Origin of the sequence: Bifidobacterium choerinum (genome assembly GCF_002761235.1) — a bacterium.
Taxonomy (GTDB): Bacteria; Actinomycetota; Actinomycetes; order Actinomycetales; family Bifidobacteriaceae; genus Bifidobacterium; species Bifidobacterium choerinum.
The window spans coordinates 1,883,799-1,904,378 of sequence record NZ_CP018044.1; the positions used below are offsets into that span (position 1 = coordinate 1,883,799).

The window sequence follows — 20,580 nt, forward strand, 5'->3', positions numbered from 1 at the left end:
AAAGCGGTACGGCATGTCCCTCACGGGTCCTTCCATTCTGCGGCGCTGCATGGCGATGGCGCTGTGCTGCGGCCTGACGATTCCACTGGCCGCCTGCTCGCGATCAGCGACCGACGCGCCGCCGTCGTCGGCGCCGAGCGCAACGACCGGGACGGTGGCGATGTTCGTGCCGACCGACAGCTTCACGATCTCACAGAACGTGCCGCTCAACACCTGGAACCGTCTCGTCGACGCCACGTCGGACGCGCTCGCGGACCGCGGATTCGACGACGGCGACGTCACGACGCACGCCGACGCCGACCTCGACAAGCAGAGCCGCAGCATCGAGGACTACGTCCATGAGCACATCGAAGGCAACGACGGCGGCCGCACGCTCGTCGTCGCGCCGGCGGTGCGCACCGCCGAATCGACGAAGTACTACGGCGACTATGCGACGCAGACGCCCGACGCGGCGAGGGGCGACGACGCGAAGGCCGACGAGGCGCTTCGGCGCACCGCCGACGCGCTCAACCGGGCGAAGAAGGCCGGGGCGCACGTCGTCGTCCTGTCGACGCGCATCCCCGGCTTTACGCCCGACGCCTTCGTGTCGATCTGCGACGCCGAGCAGATCGGCCGCATGCAGGCGCAGCAGCTCGTCAACAAGCTCGAACTCGACAAGACGAGCAAGGACAACCCCAAGCGCATCGAGATCATGCTGCCCTTCGACGGCGAGGCGGCGCACCCGGGCGACGAGCAGCGGTTCGCGCGCGATGCGTTCAAAGGCGTGTGGAGCGTGCTCGGTACCTACTTCCGCTCCGGCGTCGTCGTCAGCCCGTCGCTCAAGCTGTCCGCCTCGTCGACGGCGGACGACTGGCGCGACGTGGCCTTCGAGGCGCGCAGAAGCGACGACGCCGCCGCCGAGATCAAGTCACGTCTGCACACGAACGTCAAGGGCGCCTTCACGCCGATCGACGGCGTCGTCTCGATGAACGACTTCGTCGCCGACGGCGTCATCAAGGGGCTGACGGCCATGGGCTACGTCGGCACGGCCGCCGACATCAACCCGTCGATCACGATCGGCGACGTCCTCGGCAACATCGCAGGCCGACGCGACGTGCAGCGCGGCAAGGTGCCGGAGCCGACATCGGCGCCGAGCGGCGGCGCCGACAAATCCGACGACGGCGGCAGGGGGGACGGCGGACCCGCGCCGGTGACGTCGAACCGCTGGCCGATCATCACCGGATACGGCTCGTATGTGAGCAACATCCCGAACATCGTCGCCGGCAAGCAGTGGATGACCGGCCTCGCCGACCGCAACGGCAACGCCGCGGGCATCGCCGAGATCTGCCGCGCGCTCGACCGGCGCGACGCGCAGGCGGTGCTGGGGCATTTCAACACCGTCGACGGCGTGCCGACGATGGCGCTGCCGCTCGTCGCGGTGAGCGCCGGCAACCTCAAGACGACGCTCATCGACCCCGGCTACATCTCGCTCGCCGACGCCGACCTGTAGCGTCATTCGACAAGCACGACGCGCTGCGGGCGCAACCACCGTTCGGGGTCGACGTACCGGCGTCCCGTCGTGCGCACGCCCCAATGCACGCATGCGCCGTCGCAGTGGTCGCTCGACCCGGACACGGTGCCGAACGGACGTCCGCGGTGCACCTCCGTGCCGACGGCCAGCGCCGTGACCGCCGGCTCGAAGGTGAGCGTCCATGCGCCGTGCGCGATGCTCACGACCGATTTGCCGCCCACCTTTCCGGCGAAGCTGACCGTGCCGTCCGCCGGAGCGACGAGCGTCGTGCCCTCGTCGGCCTCGATGTCGACGCCTCGGTGGCCGGCGAGCCACACCTGCGCCGGACCGTCGAAACGCGCCATGACGGCCCCTCCCCTGACCGGCAGCACCATCGACGGCTCGCAGCCTCCCTCGGCGTAGACGCAGTCGCCCGTGCGCATGCCGAGGGCGACCATCGTCGTTGCGGCGACGACCAGCGTCGACGCCGCAACGAGCGCATTGAGCCGCCGGCGTCCGCGCATCGCCTCGAGGCGCCTTCTGCGCCGGACCCGGCGTGCGCGTGCCTGCTCATCATGATGTCCCATATGACTCCTCCTTCGGATGGTGGAACAACGTCGTCGTTCCACTATCCGACGTCACGGGCGCGCATGTCCACTGCGACGGGGACATGTGTACGGACGGTCCCGAACACGGCGTGTCGCGGCCGAAACGGACCAATCGATGTGGACAGCCGTCGCATATGCAACAAAAAATCGTCGACGGGGAATCGGAAACGGATCAGCAATCGGCAAAAGCGGCCGCCGGAGGACGGTCAGTCGAGCGAATCGAGGACGTCGTCGATGAGCGTGCGCCTCGGCGTGCGCCCTTCGTCGAGGTCACGCAGCCGCGGAAAGCGCCGCAGCGCGTTCGTCGGACTCGCCCCCGCCGCGCGCGACACGTTCGACTTGCTCACACCGTGGCCGACCGCGCGTTCGGCGAGACGGTCGACGAGCGAATCGCACACCTGCCGCAGCCGCTCCGCGACCCACAGCTGGGCGAGCTCTGGCGACATGCCGTAGTCCTCGACGAGTTCCGCCGACGATTCCTGCACCGCCGCCCACAGCACCATGAACGGCTTGCGGTAGTAGGAGATCTGCTCATGCCGCGACTCCTCGGCGAGCTGCTCGAGCGCATGACGGTCATCGGCGTTCGCGCTCATACGCCCCTCCTGTCCGAATACGGAACTATCGCAAAAGAACCACCCGTGAAGGGTGGCTCCGAGTATCTCCGTCGGGCTGACAGGATTTGAACACAACGCTCTGGAACCGTTGCGATTCATACACTGTCGGCATACCCGACGATTTATGTCCACTGTTTTGTCCCATCTCACGATGTGACCATCCATGTGTTTGTTTTATTCTACTCGCACCGCAGGAAACAGAAAAAGTCCCGCTCCCCTGCCAAACGAGGCAGCGGAGCGGGACATGGTTGGCTGTTATTTCGTGCTATCGGCGATCGATGCCAGGCTGGAGCCGTCGTCGACCTCGGGGATGCCGGCGATGCTCGTCAGGAGGCTGAGCACACCGCCCATGAGAGAGATAGACAGGACATTGGCCCAGTCGGCCTGCATGAGCCCGATCGCACCCGTGCCCAGCACGCCGATCGCGGCCTGCGCCATTGTTTTTAGGGCGCGGATGAGCGCGGCGCGCACCCATACGCGCATCGACCCCGCCGATGGGTCACCGGTTGGCAGGCTGTCAGGCAGCGGCTGATCCGCATCGTCGTGCATGCGGTCGAGGTCGTCATCGGTCAGGTGGTCGTCGGTCATGGTGTTACCATCCCATCTTGCGGTTGACGATGGCCTGCACGGCCGCATAGTTGGCTCCGAGGCGGCGCTGGCGCTCGGCTCCGTTGCCGTAGTCGCCACGGATGACCGCATCCGCGAGCGCGTTGAGATCGACGTTCGGGCTGGGTGTGGAGACACCGAGCAAGGCGTTGACGCGGTTCTGTACGGCTTGCGCGTCATAGCCGGCCTGCTTGAGGCGGGCCATGCGGTCGTCGCCGTTGCCCCACTGGCCGGCGATGACCTCGCGCGCGACGGTCTCGACGCTCTTCTTCGCCGGCGCGGACGGCTTGGCCGCGGGCTTTGCCGTTGCGGACGGCTTGCTCCCGGTCATCTTGTCGTACCATTCCTGGGCGCGGTGCATGTAGGCGTCGCGCTGGGAGCCGGCGATCGACGCGGGGCATTCGGTCGGGCTGAAGTCCTTGTGGAAGAACACGTTCTTGCCGTACTGCGGGCGGCCGAGGCCGTAGTATTTGCAGACGGCCGCGGTCAGGTGCGCGCCGTTGTCGAGGGTGGCGTCGCTGATCTTCCACGGGTTCGTCGAGATGTCGGCGTGCTCGATGCCGATGGACGTGCAGTTGGCCTGGTAGTCGCCGGCGTGCCATGCGGTGTCGCTGTCCCAGACGATCTGCGTGATGACGCCGTTCGCATCGACCTGATAATGGGCGGACGCCTCGCGCGTCTGCCACACGTTGTAGCAGCCTTCACCGGACAGGTTGCCGCCGTTGTGGTGCAGGATGACCTTGTCGATCTTGCAGCCGTTGCGGCCTCCGGTGAAATGCTTGTCGAGAATGAGGTCGCGGTCGGCCTCGAGCTTGTCCCAGTTCTTCATGATGGTCCTTTCGATTGTTTGGATAAGAGGCCACGGCGTGATTGCCGTGGCCTTGTAATTGATCATTCCGGTTCGTGCTCGTCGGGCGGGTACGACGGCATGTTCTGCACCTCGCGGTTGAGTTCGCTGCCTGTGCCGTTACCGCCGAGCGAATGGTATGCGACGTAGATGCGCTGCACCACGCGCTTCTCGTTGGGATGCGCCCATCCCCGCCGCGAGTATCGCTCGTGCTTGTCGGAGATGCGCAGGTAGGCGAGCTCGATGACGGCCGTACGCAGGATCTGCTGCGTGTCACGCAGCTCGTCCACCTGCGAGCGCAGCTTGTCGACGCTGGCGCGCAGCTCGTCGACACGGTCGTCGCGCATGACGACGGGATGTTTCGTCTCCCATCGGGTCAGCATGGTTTTGGCGATGAGGTAGATGACGCCGTTCGATCCGAGGATCGTGGCGATCATCGTCAGTACCTCGACGCTCAGGATCTTCATCCGTCCTCCATGCTTTGTCGTTTAGGATGTGCAGGTGGCTCCGTTGAAATATGGTTCTGGCAGACCGCCGGATTCGTGCAACGCCTGCACCGTAGGCCATTCGCTTGCCGGCGTCATGATGAAGTCGCTCACGCTCATCGCTCCGCCTTGGTTCTTCGGCGCGACGAACATGAGCGAGCATCCAGGCTCCGGTAGTGTGAACGATGCCGTGTAGAAACCGTCTTTCTGGGTGCGGCGCACCACGCACAGGTAGGTCGCATTGGTTGTGCTCTTGATCAGCGAGAGCTGATCGCCGTTGACATGGTCGGGACATGACGAGTAGAAACCGTACACATAGTCTCCGGTGGGCAGGGCCAGCAGCTTATACTCGATGCCATTGCCGGGGCCGCCAACCAGATTGGTGACGTGGATGCCACGGTCGGTAAGACGATAGTCGCAGCCGCCGAACTGCACCCATCCAGTGGTCGATGTCGGCACAGGATTCGTCATGAGGTTACGGACGCTCATGCCGCCACCTCCACACCGAGATGTGGATGATGACAAGGAATGCTATGAGGCAACCCCACCCCCCCCGCTTTGAGCGTTTCGCCATCAACCCAAGGGAACGTTAAAATGCCGTTACGGTAGTATTCGAGCATATGCCGCCAGTCCTCTTCAGTGAATGCCGCGCACCCCTCTAGGGTGACCCAGCCGTCTGTTTTCTCGATCCAGATCTCATTCTCGGACAGTTCGGCAACCTGGGCGGCGACCCATCCCATCGTGTCGGAAATGACCCCACCAATGGTCGTCTCGATCACGGTACCGCCGATGCGCCCGTAACGACTGTCAAAGATCGAGGTCAGCGCTAACGGATCCGCGCATGAGTAGACACACACAAGCCAGCCGCCGACCATAAGTCTGCTGGTACCCATTTTGAATGCGAATGTGCCGGCGGCGCCAGAAGTGTTATTCACGCGATATGACCATTTGCCCGACGCCTCTTGACGTCGCTCGGTTTTATACTGGTATGAACTCGCCACCGTTCCATTCGGTGTCTTACACAGATTCGTGATCATGATGCCTCCTGGTAGATCGGGTCTGACACGGTGTCGGCGTCGAACCATGTCAGGCCGAGCGCGTCGAGTTCGGCCCATGCGGCTGTGCTCATGCACATGATGTGGTCGAAGCGGCTTGCCGCGAACGCGGCGCCGGGGATGACGTTGGCGTGCAGTCGCACCGCCACCTTGCGGCGGCGTGGCAGCGAGAAGCTGCATTGGTGGATGATGCCGTTGCCCTGATAGTCGGCGGACGCGATCGTCGTGTCGGCGGCGGCGACGCTGATAATCGGCCCCTGCGGATCGCCGTAGGTGGTGTTCGCGCTGACGACGTTGACGCGCAGTTCGTAGTCGCCGGCTGGCAGCGTCACCTCGGTCATGATCCAGCCTTCGTTGAGCGTGTCCGAGGCGGCGTTGTTGTTGGTGAGCTTGACGCTCGTCTCGTAATGCTCGATCTGGATGCCGGCCCCGCTTGCGACGAGGTGCTCGCCGGAGGAGATCGGTACGGGGTTGCGCACATAGTTCTCGATGGGGACGACGGTGCGTCCGTCGTGCAGCTCGTCCGCGAACCGGTACGTCAGCGAGCGCGGAGAGTGCCCATCGTCGGCGCATTCGTAGTGCCAGTTGTAGATTTCGCTGGTGTCCCATTTGAGCATGAGCAGGCTGACGCTGTTGTTGGGCTGGCCTTCCCATCGCGTCCAGTAGTCGGCGAGCTTGTAGAAGGGCGGGAAGAAGCAGGCATTGGCCCGGATCATGTTGTGCTTTTCGCCATTGAGATATGGGACGCCGATGGATTTTCCTCCATAGTAGCCGCCCATGTCAGGCCTCCTCGCTGTGCGGGTCCATCTCGGTCGTCTCGGCCGGAGTGGCGGTTTCTTCCGTCTCGGTCGGGTCGGTCGTCTCGTCCGGCGCAGTCGGTTCGTCCGGCGTGGCTGGTGTGCCCGGTGTGGTGATGGCGTCGGCGATCGCGGTGATCCTGTTTGCGGCGTCCTCGACGCGGGTGAGGTTGTGCGCGGCGGTCCGTGCGGCTGCGGCGATGGTCTGCGCGTCCGTGCCGGCACTGACCGCGGCTGCGGATGCATGGTTGGCCTGTGTCTGGGCGGAGGCACGCACGGCGGCGATGTCGGCGACGGTCGCTGTCATCGCGCTGATGCTGGCCTCCTCGCTGTAGAGGACGAGCGTGTCCGGATGGGTGCGACTGTACGCGAGCGCGGCTTGTGCGTCGGCGGCGAGCGCGATCTGCAGGAGTGGGCCTGCACTGACTGCGGCGGGCAGGAGCGTTGTCGGGTTGACGTCGATGAGGTCGGTGTATTCGAGGGTTCCGCTGGTGGTGGGGACCTGCACGTAGCGGGTGTATTCCTGCGGCGTGCCGGGCAGTTCGGTGACGGCCCAGCAGCCAATGGCATCGGTGTCGATGATCGTGGCGTTGGCTTCGCCGTCGGCGAGTGTGACCTCGAATGGTTTGGGGACGATCACGGTGTCGCCTCGGTTGTATCGTCGAAGGGGGATGAAGCGCACCTTGCCTTCACAGGGTGACGTGCCGCCGTTGACGGCGTGGTTGAGTTTGATGTGGATGGTGGCCATGTCCGGGTTCCTTTCCTTTTTTGACCGTTAGTTAGGCTACGGGGAAGCTCATGGTTGCGCTGATCCAGTCGCCGGTGGGGATGCTGATTTTGGCGGAGGCGCGTACGCTGATGGATGCGCTGTTGATCTGGTAGAAGATCGGGTTTGAGGGTCTTGAGTTGATGACGGGGACGTTGATGTCGCTGATGCGTGGCCGATAGCCTTCGGGGAGTTTGAGGATGTCGACGCCGGTGGCCCATGCGTTGAGTGTGGTGGCGCCGCCGGTGCGGGTGGTTTTGAGGCTGATGGTGAGCATGTCGCCGCTGCGGGTCGCGCTGTAGGCGGTGCTCCATCCGGAGGCGCCGGCGGACAGGGTGAGCTGGGTCCAGTCGCGCCATGTGGCGTCGTGGCCGGTGGCGCCGTACCAGTGGCCGTCCTCGTCGCAGTAGACGGTGGCGCCGGGTGTGACGGGCAGCAGGGCGAGTTGCGCCTTGGTGGCGACGCGCATGCCGGTGGTGATGGGGTTGGTGCGTACGGTGCCCATCATCGTGACGCCGGTAACGCTGGTGCCGGTCAGACGGATGCGTGCGAGGACGACGGGTGCGTGGGCGCTGCCGGCGAGGATGCTGGCGGAGGTGTCGTATCCGGGCGGTGTGGGCGTCGACGCGGTCGGTGTGCCCCTCTTGGCCTTGAGGCTGAGTTTCTCCACGCCGGTGGAGTCGTCGCGTTCGTAGAGCAGGATGATGTCGTCGATCCTGTTTTGTCCGTCGGTGCCGGCGTCGATGGACAGGACCTTCGCGTCCGTCCATCGGGCGTATCGGCCGTCGACGAGGACGCTCATCGGCGGGATCGTCACGCTGGTCGCGCTGGCCATGGTGATGGCGGGGACGGTGCCGTTCGCGTCCGGGTAGCGGATGAGTCCAGCGCCCTGCAGAGCCGCGTTGAAGCTGCCGATGTCGGCGCTGGTGACGTGCGGGGTGCCGGCTTTGCCGGTGACGAGGTTGACGGGGACTTGGGTGTTGTAGTCGGCCATGCTGTGCTCCTTTGTTATCGGTCGGTGGCGGCGGTGATCGTCGTGTTGTCGCATGAGACGGACACGGTCAGGGTGCCGTCCTGCACCTGGGCGATCTTCTTGGTGACCTTCGCGCTCACGCGCATGTTGGCGTCGTCGTCCTGCATGAGCAGGCTGTCTCCCACGTCGATGCGTTCGGCGCCGCCCTGATAGTCCATGTCGGCCTCGTCGACCTGCTGCAGTTCGCGCAGCTTCGCCTCGACCGCGCGCGTGAGCTCCGCACCGTCCTTGTCGCTCAGCTCGTAGGTCGCCTCGACCTCGTCGACGCCGAAGTAGTACTGTCGCGTGGTGACCTTGCCGTCGGCCCCGATGTAGCGGTGCACGACCGCACGGTCCTTGAGCTCGCCCTTGCCAAGGCCGATGAGATGGTTGACGCGGCGCCGCACCTTCTCGAGTTCGGCGTCCATGCTGGTGGCGTCCACCACATGCGTCACCGCCGGCATGAACCGCATCGTCGGCGTGTCCGCGTCGATGCCCCACACGTACTTCCATCCGATCTCGTCCATGAGCTTGTCCAAAGCCTCGAACAGGGTGACGTACCGGTCGGCCTGGAATGTCTTGGACACGCCTGTCTGCGCCGTGACCTTGCCGAACGGCGACGGAGTCAACGTGCAGTCGGACAGCAGACGCGGCAGGGATGCGCTCAGATCGCCCGTGAGCGTGTAGTAGTCCTGCCCGGCGGGCGGGCATACGACGCGGTCGTCGAGCATGCCGGTCCATGTGCGCCCCTTGTAGGCGCGCACATGCGATCCGGTGGCGGTGCGCACGGAGTCGATGATGCCTCCGTAGGCGCTGCCGTCGATCCATATGAGCGACCCCGGCGTCAGATCGAGGAGCGTGTCGAGCTGGAAGTTGTTCTCGCTCTTGCCGAACGCCAGATCGAGGTCGTAGTCGACGATCTCGCGCAGCGTGGCTCCGTGCCTGACGACCATGGCGGGCGCGAGCCGTATCACCATAATCCGACCTCCCGGTAGATGGGTGTGATCTCGACGTCGCAGTCCGCGTCGAACACGACCGGATAGGAGCGGTCGGCGACGAACGGGATCGGCTGGAAGAAATACTCGCCACGGTCCAGTCCGTCGCCGCGTTCCAACTCGGCGAACACGTCATGGCTGCCGCCGTTGGCGTCGGTCTTGACGGCCGTGCGGTCCACCGGGTCGACCAGCACGCTCTCGCCGGCGGCCAACGTGGCGTTGTACCGGTAGACGTTGCCGTTGATGGTCATGGACGGGGCGGACGCGGCCGGGCCGATGAGCCGGATGCGCAGCAGCACGTCCGCGCTCGACGATCCGGTCAGCCTCAAAAACCGCTGCGCGGCGGTGCGCCCGTAGTCGTACGGTAAATCGTAGGGATGGTCGAGTTGTACGTCCGCGGCTTGGTCGCCGGTGCGCATGGTGACCGTGTCGCCGTCGCGCAGCCAGACGCCGTCGAGCAGCTGCAGGACGAGTTTGGCTCGCGAATAGCGCGGACGCACCTCGTCGGCCGTGAACTTGACGACGGCGACGCGCTGGTAGTGGTCGTCGACGTGCAGCGTCGTCGTGATGCCGGACAGGCTCGCCTGACCCACGCGCAGCAGGTCGAGCATGGGCCGTTCGCCGATGGCGGCGACGTCCACCTCGACCTGCCGTGACGGCGTGGAGACGAGCACGCTGCGCGCCTGCACGCCGGTATCTGGCGCGTAGCCGCGCACGTCGAGCGTCTCCTGCGAGTACAGGCCGTCGTCGCCGTCCAAGCTCAGCCGTTTGCCGGCCTGTTCGATCCACACGGTGTTCATGCGATGACCCTCCTGAGCTGGCGTCGTGAGATCGTGGGCGTGCTCGACGCGATGATGCCGGGCAGGTCAAGGCCGAGCATGCGCACCGTACGGATGAGCTCACCCAACAAATCGGCGAGCGTCGCAGTCGCGTCCGCCGTCGCCGTTTCCGGCAGTCGGGCGCGCACGTCCATGGCGGCGCGGGCGGTCAGGTCGCCGAGCAGCCCGGCGATGCCGGACGTCCACTCCTGCACGTCCACGGTCGGGCGGATGCGCACGTGCACGTCGAGCGCGTCGGATACGAGACCCATGGCCCGCGCCGTCTCGCGCACGGCGTCCGGAGCGGCGGCCGTGATGCCGTCGCCGAGCGCCTCCATGATGCTCATGCCCGAGTAGAGCGTCCAGCCACGTCCCGAGAAGGGGCCTTCGGGGGCCGGCGAGTGCGGCATGTTGCGGTTGACCTGCTCCATGGCGCTCCTCGCTGCGGCGACCGCGGCGGGCGTACCGGCGCGTATGCCGGAAGCGAGGCCGTCCATGATGGACACGCCCGACTGGTACAGCCATGTGTCGCATCCGCTGAACACGTTCATGATGCCTGATTTGACGCTGCGGGTCGCGGACACGACGCCGTTGATACCGCTGACGGTGCCGGCGCGCAGCCCGTTCCAGATGTTGCCGTAGCCGGAGCGGAGGGCGTTCCATCCCTGATTCCATGCGTTGCGTACCTGGTTGATGCCGTTCTGCACGGCGCGCATGATCTGCGTCATGCCCTGCGTGGCCTGCATGCGCACCGCGTTCCAGATGTTCGTGCTGGTCGATCTGATCATGTTCCATCCGGAGCGCCATGCGACGGCGGTCTGGGTGACGCCTGCGGTGACGGCGATGCTGATCTGAGTGACGCCGGTCTGCACGCTCGCACGGATCTGGTTCCATGCGGTGCGCGTGATCTGCGTCATGCCGGCCTGCGCGTTCTGCCATGCGACGCGGATGGCGACGCCGCTCGCGCCGATCTGCGCGGCGATGGACTGCACGCCCGTCTGCACGCTCGCGCGGATCGCCGCCCATGCGGACGCGGTGACGGCGGCCACGCCCTGCCATGCGATCTGCCATGCGGACGTGATGCCGCCGGACGCGCCCGTGATGACGGCGCCGACCTGCGTCATGCCCGTGGTGACGGTCATGGCGATGTTCTGCCATGCGAGCTGCGTGACCATGGTCAGCGACTGCCATGCCATCTGCCATGCCATGCCGATGCCGGTCGACCCGCCCGTCAGGCTCGCCGTGATCGTCTGCACGCCGGCCGTGATCGTCGTGTTGATCGACTGCCATGCGCTCGTGGCGGTCGTGTTCAGACTCGTCCACAGCTGCGTCCAGACTTCGCCCACATGGGAGGCGAGGTCGGCGACCATGGTCTTCGCGCCGTCGAAGCCGGCCGTGAGGCTTTCGACCATGCCTGCGGCGGCGCCGGTCGTGGAGCCCTCGCTGTTGGTGATGCCCTGGGCGATGCCCTCGCCGATCATCTGGCCGACCTGCTGGTCCATCAGCGTGGACGGCGAGTGGATGCCGAGCCAGCCCTTGACCTTGTCGACCATGCCGCCGACGGCGCTCTTCGCACCCTCCCACAATGATCCGGCCGCGCCCATGATGCCGTTCTTGATGCCCTCGAGCAGGTTGCGGCCGATCTCGCCCCAGTCCACGCTCGTGAACGCGTCCTTGATGCCGGTGATGATCTGAGGAATCATGCCCAGCAGCTGCGGGATCGCCTGGACGAGGCCGTTGCCGAGCGCGAGGAGGACCTGCACGCCGCTTTCGAGGATCTGCGGCAGGTTGGACGCGATGCCCTGCACGATGCTCGCGATGATCTGCGGCAGGTAGGATATGAGCTGCGGGATCGCCTGGCTCAAGCCGTTGACGAGCGCGACGAGGACCTGCACGCCCGTGGCGATGATCTGCGGCAGGTTGCCCGTCAGGAAGTTGATGATCGAGTCGATGATGACAGGCAGCATCGCCACGAGCTGCGGCATCGCGGCAACAAGTCCGTTGATGAGGCTGAGCAGGATCTGCGAGCCCTGTTCGAGGATCATCGGCAGACCGGTGGAGACCGCGTCGAGGATCGTCTGGATGAGGACCGGCAGCTGCGCCGTGAGCACTGGCAGTGCGGCGATGATGCCGTCCGCCAGTCCCTGCAGCAGTTGCAGGCCAGCCTGCAGCAGCATCGGGATCTGCGCGACGAGCGATTCGATGAGACCCATGATCAGCTGCACGCCCATCGGGATGAGCGTGGGCAGCGCCTGCGCGATGCCCTCGCACAGCGTCGAGATCGCGGCGCCCGCGACGCTCACGAGCAGCGGCAGCGTGGACTGAACGCCCTGAAGCAGGTTGGTGAGCAGGTCGACGCCTGCCTGCATCATCGTCGGCAGGCTTTCGCGCACCCAGCTGCCGACCTCGGCGAGGATGTGCGAGAACTGTCCGGTCAACTGCGTGACGAGCTGATCGAGCTGTCCTCCCATGCCCTGCGAGATGGCGCCCAACGCGGCGACGAACACGCCGGCGATCGCACCGACGCCGGCGACCTTCATGAGGTTGCCGGGACTGAAGAACCTGCCGAGCACGCCGCCGACCGTGGACAGGCCTGACTGCAGCTTCTGGGAGACGGTCGACCCGAGCTTGCCCAGCGCGTCGCCGAACGGGGCCAACACGTCACCCACCTTGGACGCCTGCTGCCCAATCTTCGAGGCGAGCGAGCCGAAAACACCGGATACCTTCGAGAATCCTTGAGATATGGAGCCGGATATACGACCCATGCCACCAGAGATCTTCTGCACGGCGCCCGCCACCGGATCACCGTCAAGCATGAGCGACTGGCGCGCCTGTGCGTTGAAATACCTGCCGATGACGGAGAACTGGTCTCCGATGCCCGTCGAAAGCCGGTAAAAGCCGCTCCTCATGTTGCCTGCGAGCGCGGATACCGCGTCTCCGAGACGGCTGTTCGAGATGGTGCCTTTGACGTTGGTAAGACCCTTGGCGACGTCGCTGGCGACGTCGGCTCCGAAGTCTCCGCTCAGGCGCAATTGGTCGCGCAGGTCGGAGTTGAAGTATCCGGCGAATTTGGTCAGGCTGGTCTTTGCCCCGTCGAAGCCGGCGGTAATGCCTTGGGCGATGTTGTTGCCGGCTTGTTTGAGCATGCCCGCGGCCTTCTGCCCGGATGCGCCGAGTTGGTCGAGGGCGCCCATGGCGTCGCCAAGATGCGGTCCGATCGCGGCGAGCGCGCCGAAGCCGCCGGTCGCGGTCGCCAGCTGTGTGGCGATGCCGGCGAGCGAGACCTCTCCGGCGTCGAGTTTGGCGGCGAAGGCGTCGATGGCCTGTCCGGCTTTGTCGGCGGCCGTGGCGAGGCGGCCGGCGAAGGACTCCTGCAGTGGTTTGGTGGCGGCGACGATCTTGTCGATGACGGGGATGATCTTGTTGCCGAGTTTGGTCAGGCTGCCGATCAGCGGTGTCTCGAAGCCTTCGCCGAGGCGGGACAGGGCGGCCTTGACGTTGGCGACCATGCCGTCGAAGGATTCGCCGGCGTTCTTGGCCGCGCCGCCGAGGTGTTCGCGCATCGCGGTCTCGAAGTCCTCGAAGCTCACCTTGCCGTCAGAGACCATCTTCTGCGCTTCGGCGGCGGTGGTCTTGTAGTGGTCGGCGAGGTACTGCAGGACGGGGATGCCGGATTCCATGAGCTGGAGCATCTCGTCGCCTTGGAGTTTGCCGGTGGCGGCGACCTTGTTGAAGATCGTGCCGATCTCCGTGAAGGAGCGGCCGCTGATCTGGGCGACGTCGCCGACGGTCGTCAGGACGGTCTCGAGCTGCTTGCCCTGTTTGATGCCCGACGCGATCAGGCCCGCGGCGGCGGAAGCGGCGTCTCCCATGCCGAAAGCCGTGCCCTTGACCGAGGCGAGCGCGTCGCTCATGATCGCGTCGACGCTCTTGGTGTCGTGGCCGAGTGCCTTGAGTTTGGTCTGGGCGCGTTCGACGTTCAGGGCGCGGTCGAAGCCGCCCTTGGCGGCCAGTCCCACGATGGCGCCGCCGATGGCGCTGACGCCGGCGACGCCGATCTTGCCGACCTTGCCGAGGGCGCCTCCCATGGTTTTAAGGATGCTTTTGGAGCTGGCGGTGTTGGCCTTGTCCACGGACTGGCTGATGTCGCCTTCGATGGCCTTGCCCAGGCCTTTGGTGCTGGGGCTGATGATGATGTAGCCGGTGCCGAGTTCCTGTGCCATTGCTCATCCCCCTTTTGCGGTCGTGGTTGGGTTATTCGTTCAGTCCGAGGCGGTCGGCGAGCATGCCGCGCAGGCGCATGTCATGGTGCGGTCGCGTCGTGGGTTTCGAGGTGAGCGGGTCGGGTCGCATCCATGGCGGCGTCGTGCGTGTCTTGCTGCCGGATTGGCTCAACGCCCACAGGGTGCGGTCGGCGTCGGCTGGCATCCAGCCCATCGAGGCGAGTGCGGCGTAGCTGTGGGAGGTGGCGCGGTCCTTGAGGATTTCGCGCAGCATGGGCCATGCGACGTACAGCGGGGTGCGTTTGAGGTCGAGGCGTTCGTGCCATGCGCGCATCCAGTCGTGTTGCAGGGCCCAGTGGTGGTTGAGCCATAGGTCTAGGAGGGTCAGGCTTTTGGGTCGAGGTCCTTCGTGGCGTCGGCCCATGCGCCGATGATGCGGCCGAGGTCGGCGAGTTTGTCACCGCTTTTGGTGTCGAGTTCGCGTTCGAGGCGTGGGTATTTGCTGGTGAGCCATGCGAGGATGGTGGCCATGACGCGGATCTTGTCCTCGTAGTCGAGGTTGTCCCATCCGGTGGAGACGACCTGCATGCTGACGATGATGACGGCGGTGGGCAGGTGGGTGCTGTCGTCGAGGCGGGGCAGGTCCATCTTCACGGTGCCGTATTGGATGTGGACGGGTGTGGCGTCGTGGTCGTCGACGGTGTCGGTGGGGGTCAGGTCGAGGTAGGTCGTGTCGCTCATCGGGTCATGGGTCCTTTCAGATGTGGTGCGTGGGTGTGGGCGGCCGACGGTGTAGGGCCGTCGGCCGCCGTGGCGGTGGTGGTTCAGTCGGTGTCCTGTGCGAAGCCCCATGCCTTCATCATGTAGGGGGCGTTGCCGTCGCCCTTGAATGCGCGGAAGGTCATGTTGAACGCCTGCAGGTCGGAGACGGTCCAGGTGATGTCGTCGCGTTCGGAGACCTTGAGCTTGGGCAGGTGCAGGACGATGAGGTGTCCGGACTGGGTCATGCCGGCGATCACGTACTGGGCGTAGGAGTTGACCTCGGCGCTGGTGAGCGTGATCGACCCGTCGGCGGCGACCTTGGTGTCGAAGTAGGTTTCGATGACCTCCTTCTTGGATTCGAGGGCGCTGAGCTGCACGGTCCAATAGGAGCCGGTGGTCATGCTCACGACGCTGTCGCCGTTGTGGCCCTTGAGGTCGGTGTCGTCGCCGGCTTCGGCGTGGATGGTGATGCCGTCCTCGGACATGTAGCCGAAGGGCTGCTTGCCGGGCGTGGGCCGCCAGTTTCCGTTGAGGGTGCCGACGGATTCCTCGAGGCCGAACTTGAAGATCGCGCTCTCTTTGATGAGGCCGACGAGGGCGGCGTTGTTGCCGTCGGAGACGAATTCGAGTCCGGTCGCGCCTGCGGCGAGCAGCGACGTCTCCAAGCCTGTGGTGTCTGCCATGATGATGTCCTTCCATCAGTGGGTTCAGTGGGTTGGGTTTGTTGTGGTTGGGGTTGTGATGGTCGCGGCGACGTCCAGCAGGACGGCTCCGTAGACGTAGTCGACGTCCAATGCGCCATCGTGGGCGTCGATGGGCCCCGACTGCACTTGGGCGTCGACGAGCGGGTAGAGCGTGCGACCAGCGAGGATCGCGTCGACGCCGCGTCTCCACAGGGAGACGGCCTGCGCGTGGTCGCAGTGGCCGTGTGGATGGTGCGCGTAGGCGCTGAGCGTGAGCGTGAAGCGTTGGCTGGCGAGCGTGCGCATCGCACCGGCAGACAGGGTCAGGAACACGCGTCGTCCCTGCGTGTCGGCCGGCGGCATGTCGTATCCGGCGGGCACCGGGCCGATCGCTGCCGTGACGAGGGCGAGGATCCGCTTCGATGGGTCCTCTCCGATCAGACGCGGCGTCATATGCGCACCTTGCCGAGCATGTCGGCCATCAGGCCGCGGTGCGCGTCCTCGACCGACATCGGGATCGTGGCGACGATGTTGCCGCGTCCCCTGTCCGTGTTGCGGTACACCTTGATGGCTGGATGCACGTTGGCCATGCCTTCGACCTTACTTTGCACCTCGTCGAGCAGCTGCCGGTTGTGCAGCAGCTGCTCTCGTACGGATTCGCGGTTGAGTACGACCTTCACCCGTGTACGGCTCATATGGTGTCCTCCTTGCGTTCGCAGTGCCATTGCCAGCCGATGACGCGGTCGCCGCGCCGCCATTGCATGGGCGAGCCGGTGACGACCATCGTCTCGCCGCGCACGTCGACGAGGTCGCCCTCGCGCATGTCGAGCACAGCATGGCCGCGCCGGTACAGGTCGACACCGGATCTGAGCGTGACCCGGCCCGTCTGCGTCAACCATTCGCGCGTGACCGGTGCGACGAGCACGCCGATCTGCCCGACGGGCTCGGGCTCGCCGGCGACACGCCGCCCGTCGACCATGCGTGAGCTGCTGCGGCGCACGGTGACGGTCTCGTAGTCCGATGGGATCATGCCGAAACCTCCCCGATTCGCGTAGCGTAGTCACGCATATTTGTCAATGTGCTAGCACTATTTCGTGAACGTTTTCGTCTCATTATTCGACACGACTGTGTGCGTAGGTGATGGTGAACGCGCGCCCGCGCCGTGGGTTGAGCGCGCGCCGCTCCTCGTCACGCAGATAGAGGTCGCCGCTTGGGTTGTCGAACGTCCACGAATCCTGGAACGAGCCGGTGGTCTGGCTCATCTGCCTGACGCCGTCAGGGATGTCAGCGCCCGAGGTGGCCATGGCCCGTTGCGTCATCGCGCAGCAGACGTCGGCGCAGATGCCTGGATTCACTTCCTCCGCCCGTAGCCAGCTTGGGCATTGCGCCCGTATCAGGCGCGAGGCCCGCTCCAGCAGTATGCCGGCGCGGGCCCGTTCCGCATCGAGCAGTGGATGCCAGCCGGCTTCGAGCTCGTCCACAGTGGCGAACGCCCCATTATCGAGGCTCATGACGCCCCCTATTCGTCGACGGGTGCGACGGTCTGCTCGCCGGTGTCGATGTTGCGCGTCACGCGGCGTCGCACGCCGTCGGGACAGTCAACCTCGAACACCTCGATGCGACCGGCGTCCGATGGCTGCACGGCCGGATCCTCGGTCTTCCTAGCCATTGAGCACTCCCTTCAGGCGTGCCGCGGCCTTGCCGCCGAACACGGCCAGTCCGCAGTAGAACTCGATGCGCGTGCGGTAGGCTGGCTTGCTCTGCAGCTGGCCGAGGTCCTCGACCTGCACGCCGCCGTTGGTCAGACCGGTGACGGCCTGATCGCCCTCGTCCGCGCCGAACTTGACGGCGTAGATGGAGGAGGATTCGTGGGAGGTGCCCTGCGTCTCTGTCAATGGCAGGATGTCGACGGGCGAGGATGCGGCGGTTGTGCCCAGATCGAGGATCGGGATGCCGTTCCACTGGATGGCACGTTTGCCGGTGATGTCCTCCATGAGCACCGTGTCCAGGCCCACATGGCGCAGTGCGGACGCGATCTTGCGGATGATCTTCGCGTTCGCGTAGATCGCGCCGTTCGTGCCGTTGATGCCGGGCACGGCGGCGAGCAGTTCGTCGAGCTTGTCGAGGAACGTGTGGATGTCCGCGTTTGAGCTGCCCACGACGGGCAGGCCGTTCGTGGCGGCGTCGATGACCTGGTTGCCGGTCAGGCGCTTCTTCAGCCCGTCGAAGCTGTTCGTGTCGGTGGACGAGTCGCCGTTGATGAACGTGTCCTGGAACTTGTAGCTGATCGCCTTGACCTTCATCGCGGTCTGGGTGGCGCGCTGGTCGTTGAGGTTGGAGCGGGTCTGCTGGATGAAGCGGTCCACGTCCGCGTCGCCGCCCAGGATCGCGAGGGTCTCGCTCTTCTGGTTGACGGTGCCCGTGGATTCGGAGTAGGATCCGTTGACCGCGCGGAATTCCACGCCCGGTAGGGTCGCCTCGGAGTTGTATGCGTAGGCGTTGCCCTCGATCTCGAGCATCGGGAGGCGGTCGAGGACAGGGGATGTCTGCACGAACGTCTCGAGGACGCCCTTCTGCAGGTCGGTGGTCGACAGTTTCGCCGCCTCCGTCAATGTGATGGCCATGATGGCTTCCTTTCGTTAGTCAGTTGCTGTAGGCGTCGCGCAGCAGGTCCATGCCGTGCCGGTCGTCCTTGGGCGTGCGCCCGTCGGAGTGGCCGGCCGGCGGCGCGCCCCTGCGGCCCGTTTTGCCGAACTGTTCCTTGAGTGTCTCGGCCGCGGCCTTGAGGCTTTCCTCGTCGTCTGCGGAGAGCATGGCGAGCACGTCCGATGGCAGACCGGTCTCCTTGGCGACGCGGGCGACGAGTTCGTGGCGCTGCTTCTCGGCGGCGAGCTTGTCGCGTTCCGCTTCGATCGCGGCGAGCCGTTCGTTGAGCTTGTCCATGTCGGACTTGCCTGACTCCTGCTGCTCGTCGTAGGCGTCCGCCTTCTTCTTGAGCTGCTCGTAGTCCTTGAGCTTGGCCTCGTACTTCTGCTCGATCTCGGCTACGCGTTTGGCCAGCGCGTGGCTGAACTCCTTGGACGTCCCCGGATCGTCCTTGCCGCGTCCGCCATCAGGATTGCCATGCGGCGGATCCTTCGCCTCGGGGTCGGACGAGCCGCCCTCGGAGCCCGAGTCGATGGTGCGGTACGGGTGCGGATCGGACTGCGGCCAGAGGTCGGGGTTGTGCAGTTTCGGCATTGCTGTTTCCTTTGCTATTGGTGCGCACGGTTAGCGACGCGGCGTGCGGGGTCCGCGATGAGTGGTGGATGCAGGATTTGCACCTGCGCGGCTCAATGGCGGCCGATTTACAGTCGGCTCCGGTCGGCTACTGCGGCAATCCACCGTATAGATACGGCCCAAGGCCGTAGCGTGTTATGATGAAGGTAATAGGCGTCCCGGTTGCCGCCATTTTGGTAGCTTCTGAGACGCCTATCTGATTCGTAGGAGGGATTGCTTCTTATCGAGGATGTAGATCATTCCTCTTTTGAACCTGTTGCTCTGATGGATGTATTCAATGAGTGTGTCGTCGCTCATGTTCGGATTTTCGGTGTTGTCGATAATCAGACGTTTGCAGTCTTCTTTCTTAGCTGCGCTTCCCAGATATCCATCGATAGATCGGAATGCTTTGGCCTTGTCAGGGGTCTTGATCTCAACCCCTCCAGCCCAATCAGGCAATCCCACTGACTCTTCTATTCCGGTGTCGGGATTGATAACAGGCCGGGAGTCAATTTGGAAGGCTGGGATGACACCGTGTTTGCGGAGTCTTTGTGCCGTGCGTATCTCCTGCGGTCGCGCTCTTTCCGTTTCCTCGCGGAGTTTCTCGGTTGCAAACGTGATTGGCGGTTCAGGTCCCCCGTTGAGCCATGTGCGATCGCGCCACCGAGCTTCGGCGAGTTCGATGTTGCGTTTCCAATGGTCGTACGAGAGCGGTTCCGAGTGTCGTCCGTCCGCAACGAACGCCTGCACGTAGCTGGCATATCCCTCTTTCGTGGTGAGGCCTGCCACAGTATCCGCACAGGCCTGCCATCGTTGTCTGAGCTGTTCTGGGTCATATCCCCTTATCTTGGATGCGACCCAGCTGGGAACGACGGCACAGTCGCATGCTCCATCGTGGAACGAGCCTCCAAGTGACGCGGTCTCCTTGTTCCAGTACACATAGCCGCGGCTGGCGAGCATGATGCAGAACTCGCACGTCTTGCCTTTGGGAACTCGCGCCCATCGCGGGTTCGACGTGTCGTTGCTGACGCAATTCTCGATGCCCATGCGTGTGCCTGACATGCACCATCGGTCGATGTATCCCAGCCAATCGTTCAGATTGTCGCTTTTGGGGAAAAGATCCTCGAGGCGCAGTCCGTAGTCGTTGTGCACGTTGCCGTCCGCGTCCGGTATCACGTCCGGCAGGTGCAGTCCGGGATAGTCGGTGTGGTTCGAACCGCCGGCCAATTGCCAGATGAGGCGGTCGGAGGACGCGGCATCGATAGGACCCTGCGGAGGAAGCAGTATCCCGTATTCCTGTTCGGTGAGCGTGCGCACCGTATCGTAGTAGCGCTGACCGAGCACGTTGGCCCGATCGGCGTATCGGTCGAGCATGTTGCGTAGCTCCTCATGGCGTGCCTCTGCGTCGGGGAAGGTGAAATCGTCAGTCCAGATCGCGGCGGCGTCCGCGCGGGCGCCCTGTTGGAGCTTGGCAACGTCTGCGCGGTATTGCTCATACGCCGCGTCGAGCTTGTTTTGGAAATCGTCGGAGACCGGACTGTCCCACGCGAGTCCAGGCATGT

25 protein-coding genes and 1 tRNA gene are annotated in these 20,580 nt (G+C 64.9%); 1 reads left to right on the forward strand and 25 read right to left on the reverse strand.

What is annotated here, in order from left to right; all coding sequences use genetic code 11:
- Positions 1–13 precede the first annotated feature (13 nt).
- The gene (locus BcFMB_RS07705) at positions 14–1,489 is read left to right on the forward strand and encodes a substrate-binding domain-containing protein (protein WP_099721455.1); all 1,476 of its coding nucleotides are present in this window, start codon (positions 14–16) and stop codon (positions 1,487–1,489) included.
- A 2-nt stretch (positions 1,490–1,491) separates the two neighbouring features.
- Here BcFMB_RS07705 and BcFMB_RS07710 read toward each other — a convergent pair whose 3' ends face one another.
- From BcFMB_RS07710 to BcFMB_RS07825, 25 genes are all read right to left on the reverse strand, one after another.
- A complete protein-coding gene (locus tag BcFMB_RS07710) occupies positions 1,492–2,076 on the reverse strand; it encodes a M23 family metallopeptidase (protein ID WP_099721456.1) in 585 nt (194 codons plus the stop codon).
- Between the two features lie 227 nt (positions 2,077–2,303).
- Positions 2,304–2,690: a hypothetical protein gene (locus BcFMB_RS07715; RefSeq protein ID WP_024541282.1), complete on the reverse strand. Its 387-nt coding sequence runs from the start codon at positions 2,688–2,690 to the stop codon at positions 2,304–2,306.
- A 276-nt stretch (positions 2,691–2,966) separates the two neighbouring features.
- Positions 2,967–3,299, reverse strand: coding sequence for a holin (locus BcFMB_RS07720; RefSeq protein WP_232513789.1), 333 nt, complete (start codon positions 3,297–3,299; stop codon positions 2,967–2,969).
- A gap of 4 nt (positions 3,300–3,303) precedes the next feature.
- Positions 3,304–4,146, reverse strand: coding sequence for an N-acetylmuramoyl-L-alanine amidase (locus BcFMB_RS07725; RefSeq protein WP_099721457.1), 843 nt, complete (start codon positions 4,144–4,146; stop codon positions 3,304–3,306).
- A 62-nt stretch (positions 4,147–4,208) separates the two neighbouring features.
- Entirely contained in the window at positions 4,209–4,631 is a 423-nt protein-coding gene (locus BcFMB_RS07730; RefSeq protein WP_099721458.1) for a hypothetical protein, read from the reverse strand.
- 21 nt (positions 4,632–4,652) lie between these two features.
- Positions 4,653–5,138 carry a hypothetical protein gene (locus tag BcFMB_RS07735; protein WP_099721459.1) on the reverse strand — a complete coding sequence of 162 codons (486 nt, stop codon included), beginning with the start codon at positions 5,136–5,138 and terminating at the stop codon, positions 4,653–4,655.
- Positions 5,135–5,686, reverse strand: coding sequence for a hypothetical protein (locus BcFMB_RS07740; RefSeq protein ID WP_099721460.1), 552 nt, complete (start codon positions 5,684–5,686; stop codon positions 5,135–5,137). The genes BcFMB_RS07735 and BcFMB_RS07740 overlap by 4 nt, the downstream gene beginning before the upstream one ends.
- Positions 5,683–6,483: a hypothetical protein gene (locus BcFMB_RS07745; RefSeq protein WP_099721461.1), complete on the reverse strand. Its 801-nt coding sequence runs from the start codon at positions 6,481–6,483 to the stop codon at positions 5,683–5,685. The genes BcFMB_RS07740 and BcFMB_RS07745 overlap by 4 nt, the downstream gene beginning before the upstream one ends.
- A 1-nt stretch (position 6,484) precedes the next feature.
- Entirely contained in the window at positions 6,485–7,249 is a 765-nt protein-coding gene (locus BcFMB_RS07750) for a hypothetical protein (RefSeq protein WP_099721462.1), read from the reverse strand.
- A 31-nt stretch (positions 7,250–7,280) separates the two neighbouring features.
- Positions 7,281–8,261 carry a hypothetical protein gene (locus BcFMB_RS07755; protein WP_099721463.1) on the reverse strand — a complete coding sequence of 327 codons (981 nt, stop codon included), beginning with the start codon at positions 8,259–8,261 and terminating at the stop codon, positions 7,281–7,283.
- Between the two features lie 14 nt (positions 8,262–8,275).
- Positions 8,276–9,256 (reverse strand): Gp37-like protein, encoded by a 981-nt coding sequence (locus BcFMB_RS07760; protein WP_157775205.1) that lies wholly within the window; start codon positions 9,254–9,256, stop codon positions 8,276–8,278.
- Positions 9,250–10,074: a hypothetical protein gene (locus BcFMB_RS07765; protein ID WP_099721465.1), complete on the reverse strand. Its 825-nt coding sequence runs from the start codon at positions 10,072–10,074 to the stop codon at positions 9,250–9,252. Before BcFMB_RS07765 ends, BcFMB_RS07760 begins: the two co-directional genes overlap by 7 nt.
- Positions 10,071–14,315, reverse strand: a complete 4,245-nt coding sequence (locus BcFMB_RS07770; protein ID WP_099721466.1) for a tape measure protein — start codon at positions 14,313–14,315, stop codon at positions 10,071–10,073. Before BcFMB_RS07770 ends, BcFMB_RS07765 begins: the two co-directional genes overlap by 4 nt.
- 31 nt (positions 14,316–14,346) lie before the next feature.
- Entirely contained in the window at positions 14,347–14,649 is a 303-nt protein-coding gene (locus tag BcFMB_RS07775) for a hypothetical protein (RefSeq protein ID WP_099721467.1), read from the reverse strand.
- A gap of 50 nt (positions 14,650–14,699) precedes the next feature.
- The gene (locus tag BcFMB_RS07780; protein WP_099721468.1) at positions 14,700–15,056 is read right to left on the reverse strand and encodes a hypothetical protein; all 357 of its coding nucleotides are present in this window, start codon (positions 15,054–15,056) and stop codon (positions 14,700–14,702) included.
- 83 nt (positions 15,057–15,139) lie between these two features.
- Positions 15,140–15,760 carry a phage tail tube protein gene (locus BcFMB_RS07785; protein ID WP_157775207.1) on the reverse strand — a complete coding sequence of 207 codons (621 nt, stop codon included), beginning with the start codon at positions 15,758–15,760 and terminating at the stop codon, positions 15,140–15,142.
- A gap of 24 nt (positions 15,761–15,784) precedes the next feature.
- On the reverse strand, positions 15,785–16,213 hold the full coding sequence (locus BcFMB_RS07790; protein WP_099721470.1) for a hypothetical protein: 429 nt from the start codon (positions 16,211–16,213) through the stop codon (positions 15,785–15,787).
- Complete coding sequence (locus BcFMB_RS07795; RefSeq protein WP_099721471.1) at positions 16,210–16,455, reverse strand: hypothetical protein; 246 nt, start codon at positions 16,453–16,455, stop codon at positions 16,210–16,212. The genes BcFMB_RS07790 and BcFMB_RS07795 overlap by 4 nt, the downstream gene beginning before the upstream one ends.
- Complete coding sequence (locus BcFMB_RS07800; RefSeq protein WP_099721472.1) at positions 16,452–16,790, reverse strand: hypothetical protein; 339 nt, start codon at positions 16,788–16,790, stop codon at positions 16,452–16,454. The genes BcFMB_RS07795 and BcFMB_RS07800 overlap by 4 nt, the downstream gene beginning before the upstream one ends.
- A gap of 82 nt (positions 16,791–16,872) precedes the next feature.
- The gene (locus BcFMB_RS07805) at positions 16,873–17,271 is read right to left on the reverse strand and encodes a Gp19/Gp15/Gp42 family protein (protein ID WP_099721473.1); all 399 of its coding nucleotides are present in this window, start codon (positions 17,269–17,271) and stop codon (positions 16,873–16,875) included.
- 8 nt (positions 17,272–17,279) lie between these two features.
- Positions 17,280–17,429: a hypothetical protein gene (locus BcFMB_RS09605; RefSeq protein WP_157775209.1), complete on the reverse strand. Its 150-nt coding sequence runs from the start codon at positions 17,427–17,429 to the stop codon at positions 17,280–17,282.
- Positions 17,422–18,384 carry a major capsid protein gene (locus BcFMB_RS07810; RefSeq protein WP_099721474.1) on the reverse strand — a complete coding sequence of 321 codons (963 nt, stop codon included), beginning with the start codon at positions 18,382–18,384 and terminating at the stop codon, positions 17,422–17,424. Before BcFMB_RS07810 ends, BcFMB_RS09605 begins: the two co-directional genes overlap by 8 nt.
- A 19-nt stretch (positions 18,385–18,403) precedes the next feature.
- Positions 18,404–19,000: a capsid assembly scaffolding protein Gp46 family protein gene (locus tag BcFMB_RS07815; protein ID WP_099721475.1), complete on the reverse strand. Its 597-nt coding sequence runs from the start codon at positions 18,998–19,000 to the stop codon at positions 18,404–18,406.
- 62 nt (positions 19,001–19,062) lie between these two features.
- Positions 19,063–19,145 (reverse strand) — tRNA-Tyr (locus BcFMB_RS07820).
- Between the two features lie 86 nt (positions 19,146–19,231).
- A complete protein-coding gene (locus BcFMB_RS07825; protein WP_099721476.1) occupies positions 19,232–20,578 on the reverse strand; it encodes a VG15 protein in 1,347 nt (448 codons plus the stop codon).
- Positions 20,579–20,580: the final 2 nt, after the last annotated feature.

Coding starts and splice junctions, on each gene's coding strand:
- BcFMB_RS07740 (WP_099721460.1), bottom strand. CDS start 5,686: ATGATCACGAATCTGTGTAAGACACCGAATGGAACGGTGGCGAGTTCA.
- BcFMB_RS07815 (WP_099721475.1), bottom strand. CDS start 19,000: ATGCCGAAACTGCACAACCCCGACCTCTGGCCGCAGTCCGATCCGCAC.
- BcFMB_RS07760 (WP_157775205.1), bottom strand. CDS start 9,256: ATGGTGATACGGCTCGCGCCCGCCATGGTCGTCAGGCACGGAGCCACG.
- BcFMB_RS07800 (WP_099721472.1), bottom strand. CDS start 16,790: ATGATCCCATCGGACTACGAGACCGTCACCGTGCGCCGCAGCAGCTCA.
- BcFMB_RS07705 (WP_099721455.1), top strand. CDS start 14: ATGTCCCTCACGGGTCCTTCCATTCTGCGGCGCTGCATGGCGATGGCG.
- BcFMB_RS07720 (WP_232513789.1), bottom strand. CDS start 3,299: ATGACCGACGACCACCTGACCGATGACGACCTCGACCGCATGCACGAC.
- BcFMB_RS07790 (WP_099721470.1), bottom strand. CDS start 16,213: ATGACGCCGCGTCTGATCGGAGAGGACCCATCGAAGCGGATCCTCGCC.
- BcFMB_RS07725 (WP_099721457.1), bottom strand. CDS start 4,146: ATGAAGAACTGGGACAAGCTCGAGGCCGACCGCGACCTCATTCTCGAC.
- BcFMB_RS07825 (WP_099721476.1), bottom strand. CDS start 20,578: ATGCCTGGACTCGCGTGGGACAGTCCGGTCTCCGACGATTTCCAAAAC.
- BcFMB_RS07745 (WP_099721461.1), bottom strand. CDS start 6,483: ATGGGCGGCTACTATGGAGGAAAATCCATCGGCGTCCCATATCTCAAT.
- BcFMB_RS07780 (WP_099721468.1), bottom strand. CDS start 15,056: ATGAGCGACACGACCTACCTCGACCTGACCCCCACCGACACCGTCGAC.
- BcFMB_RS07730 (WP_099721458.1), bottom strand. CDS start 4,631: ATGAAGATCCTGAGCGTCGAGGTACTGACGATGATCGCCACGATCCTC.
- BcFMB_RS07710 (WP_099721456.1), bottom strand. CDS start 2,076: ATGGGACATCATGATGAGCAGGCACGCGCACGCCGGGTCCGGCGCAGA.
- BcFMB_RS07770 (WP_099721466.1), bottom strand. CDS start 14,315: ATGGCACAGGAACTCGGCACCGGCTACATCATCATCAGCCCCAGCACC.
- BcFMB_RS07775 (WP_099721467.1), bottom strand. CDS start 14,649: ATGCGCGCATGGCACGAACGCCTCGACCTCAAACGCACCCCGCTGTAC.
- BcFMB_RS07810 (WP_099721474.1), bottom strand. CDS start 18,384: ATGGCCATCACATTGACGGAGGCGGCGAAACTGTCGACCACCGACCTG.
- BcFMB_RS07765 (WP_099721465.1), bottom strand. CDS start 10,074: ATGAACACCGTGTGGATCGAACAGGCCGGCAAACGGCTGAGCTTGGAC.
- BcFMB_RS07750 (WP_099721462.1), bottom strand. CDS start 7,249: ATGGCCACCATCCACATCAAACTCAACCACGCCGTCAACGGCGGCACG.
- BcFMB_RS09605 (WP_157775209.1), bottom strand. CDS start 17,429: ATGGCTAGGAAGACCGAGGATCCGGCCGTGCAGCCATCGGACGCCGGT.
- BcFMB_RS07715 (WP_024541282.1), bottom strand. CDS start 2,690: ATGAGCGCGAACGCCGATGACCGTCATGCGCTCGAGCAGCTCGCCGAG.
- BcFMB_RS07795 (WP_099721471.1), bottom strand. CDS start 16,455: ATGAGCCGTACACGGGTGAAGGTCGTACTCAACCGCGAATCCGTACGA.
- BcFMB_RS07785 (WP_157775207.1), bottom strand. CDS start 15,760: ATGGCAGACACCACAGGCTTGGAGACGTCGCTGCTCGCCGCAGGCGCG.
- BcFMB_RS07805 (WP_099721473.1), bottom strand. CDS start 17,271: ATGAGCCTCGATAATGGGGCGTTCGCCACTGTGGACGAGCTCGAAGCC.
- BcFMB_RS07755 (WP_099721463.1), bottom strand. CDS start 8,261: ATGGCCGACTACAACACCCAAGTCCCCGTCAACCTCGTCACCGGCAAA.
- BcFMB_RS07735 (WP_099721459.1), bottom strand. CDS start 5,138: ATGAGCGTCCGTAACCTCATGACGAATCCTGTGCCGACATCGACCACT.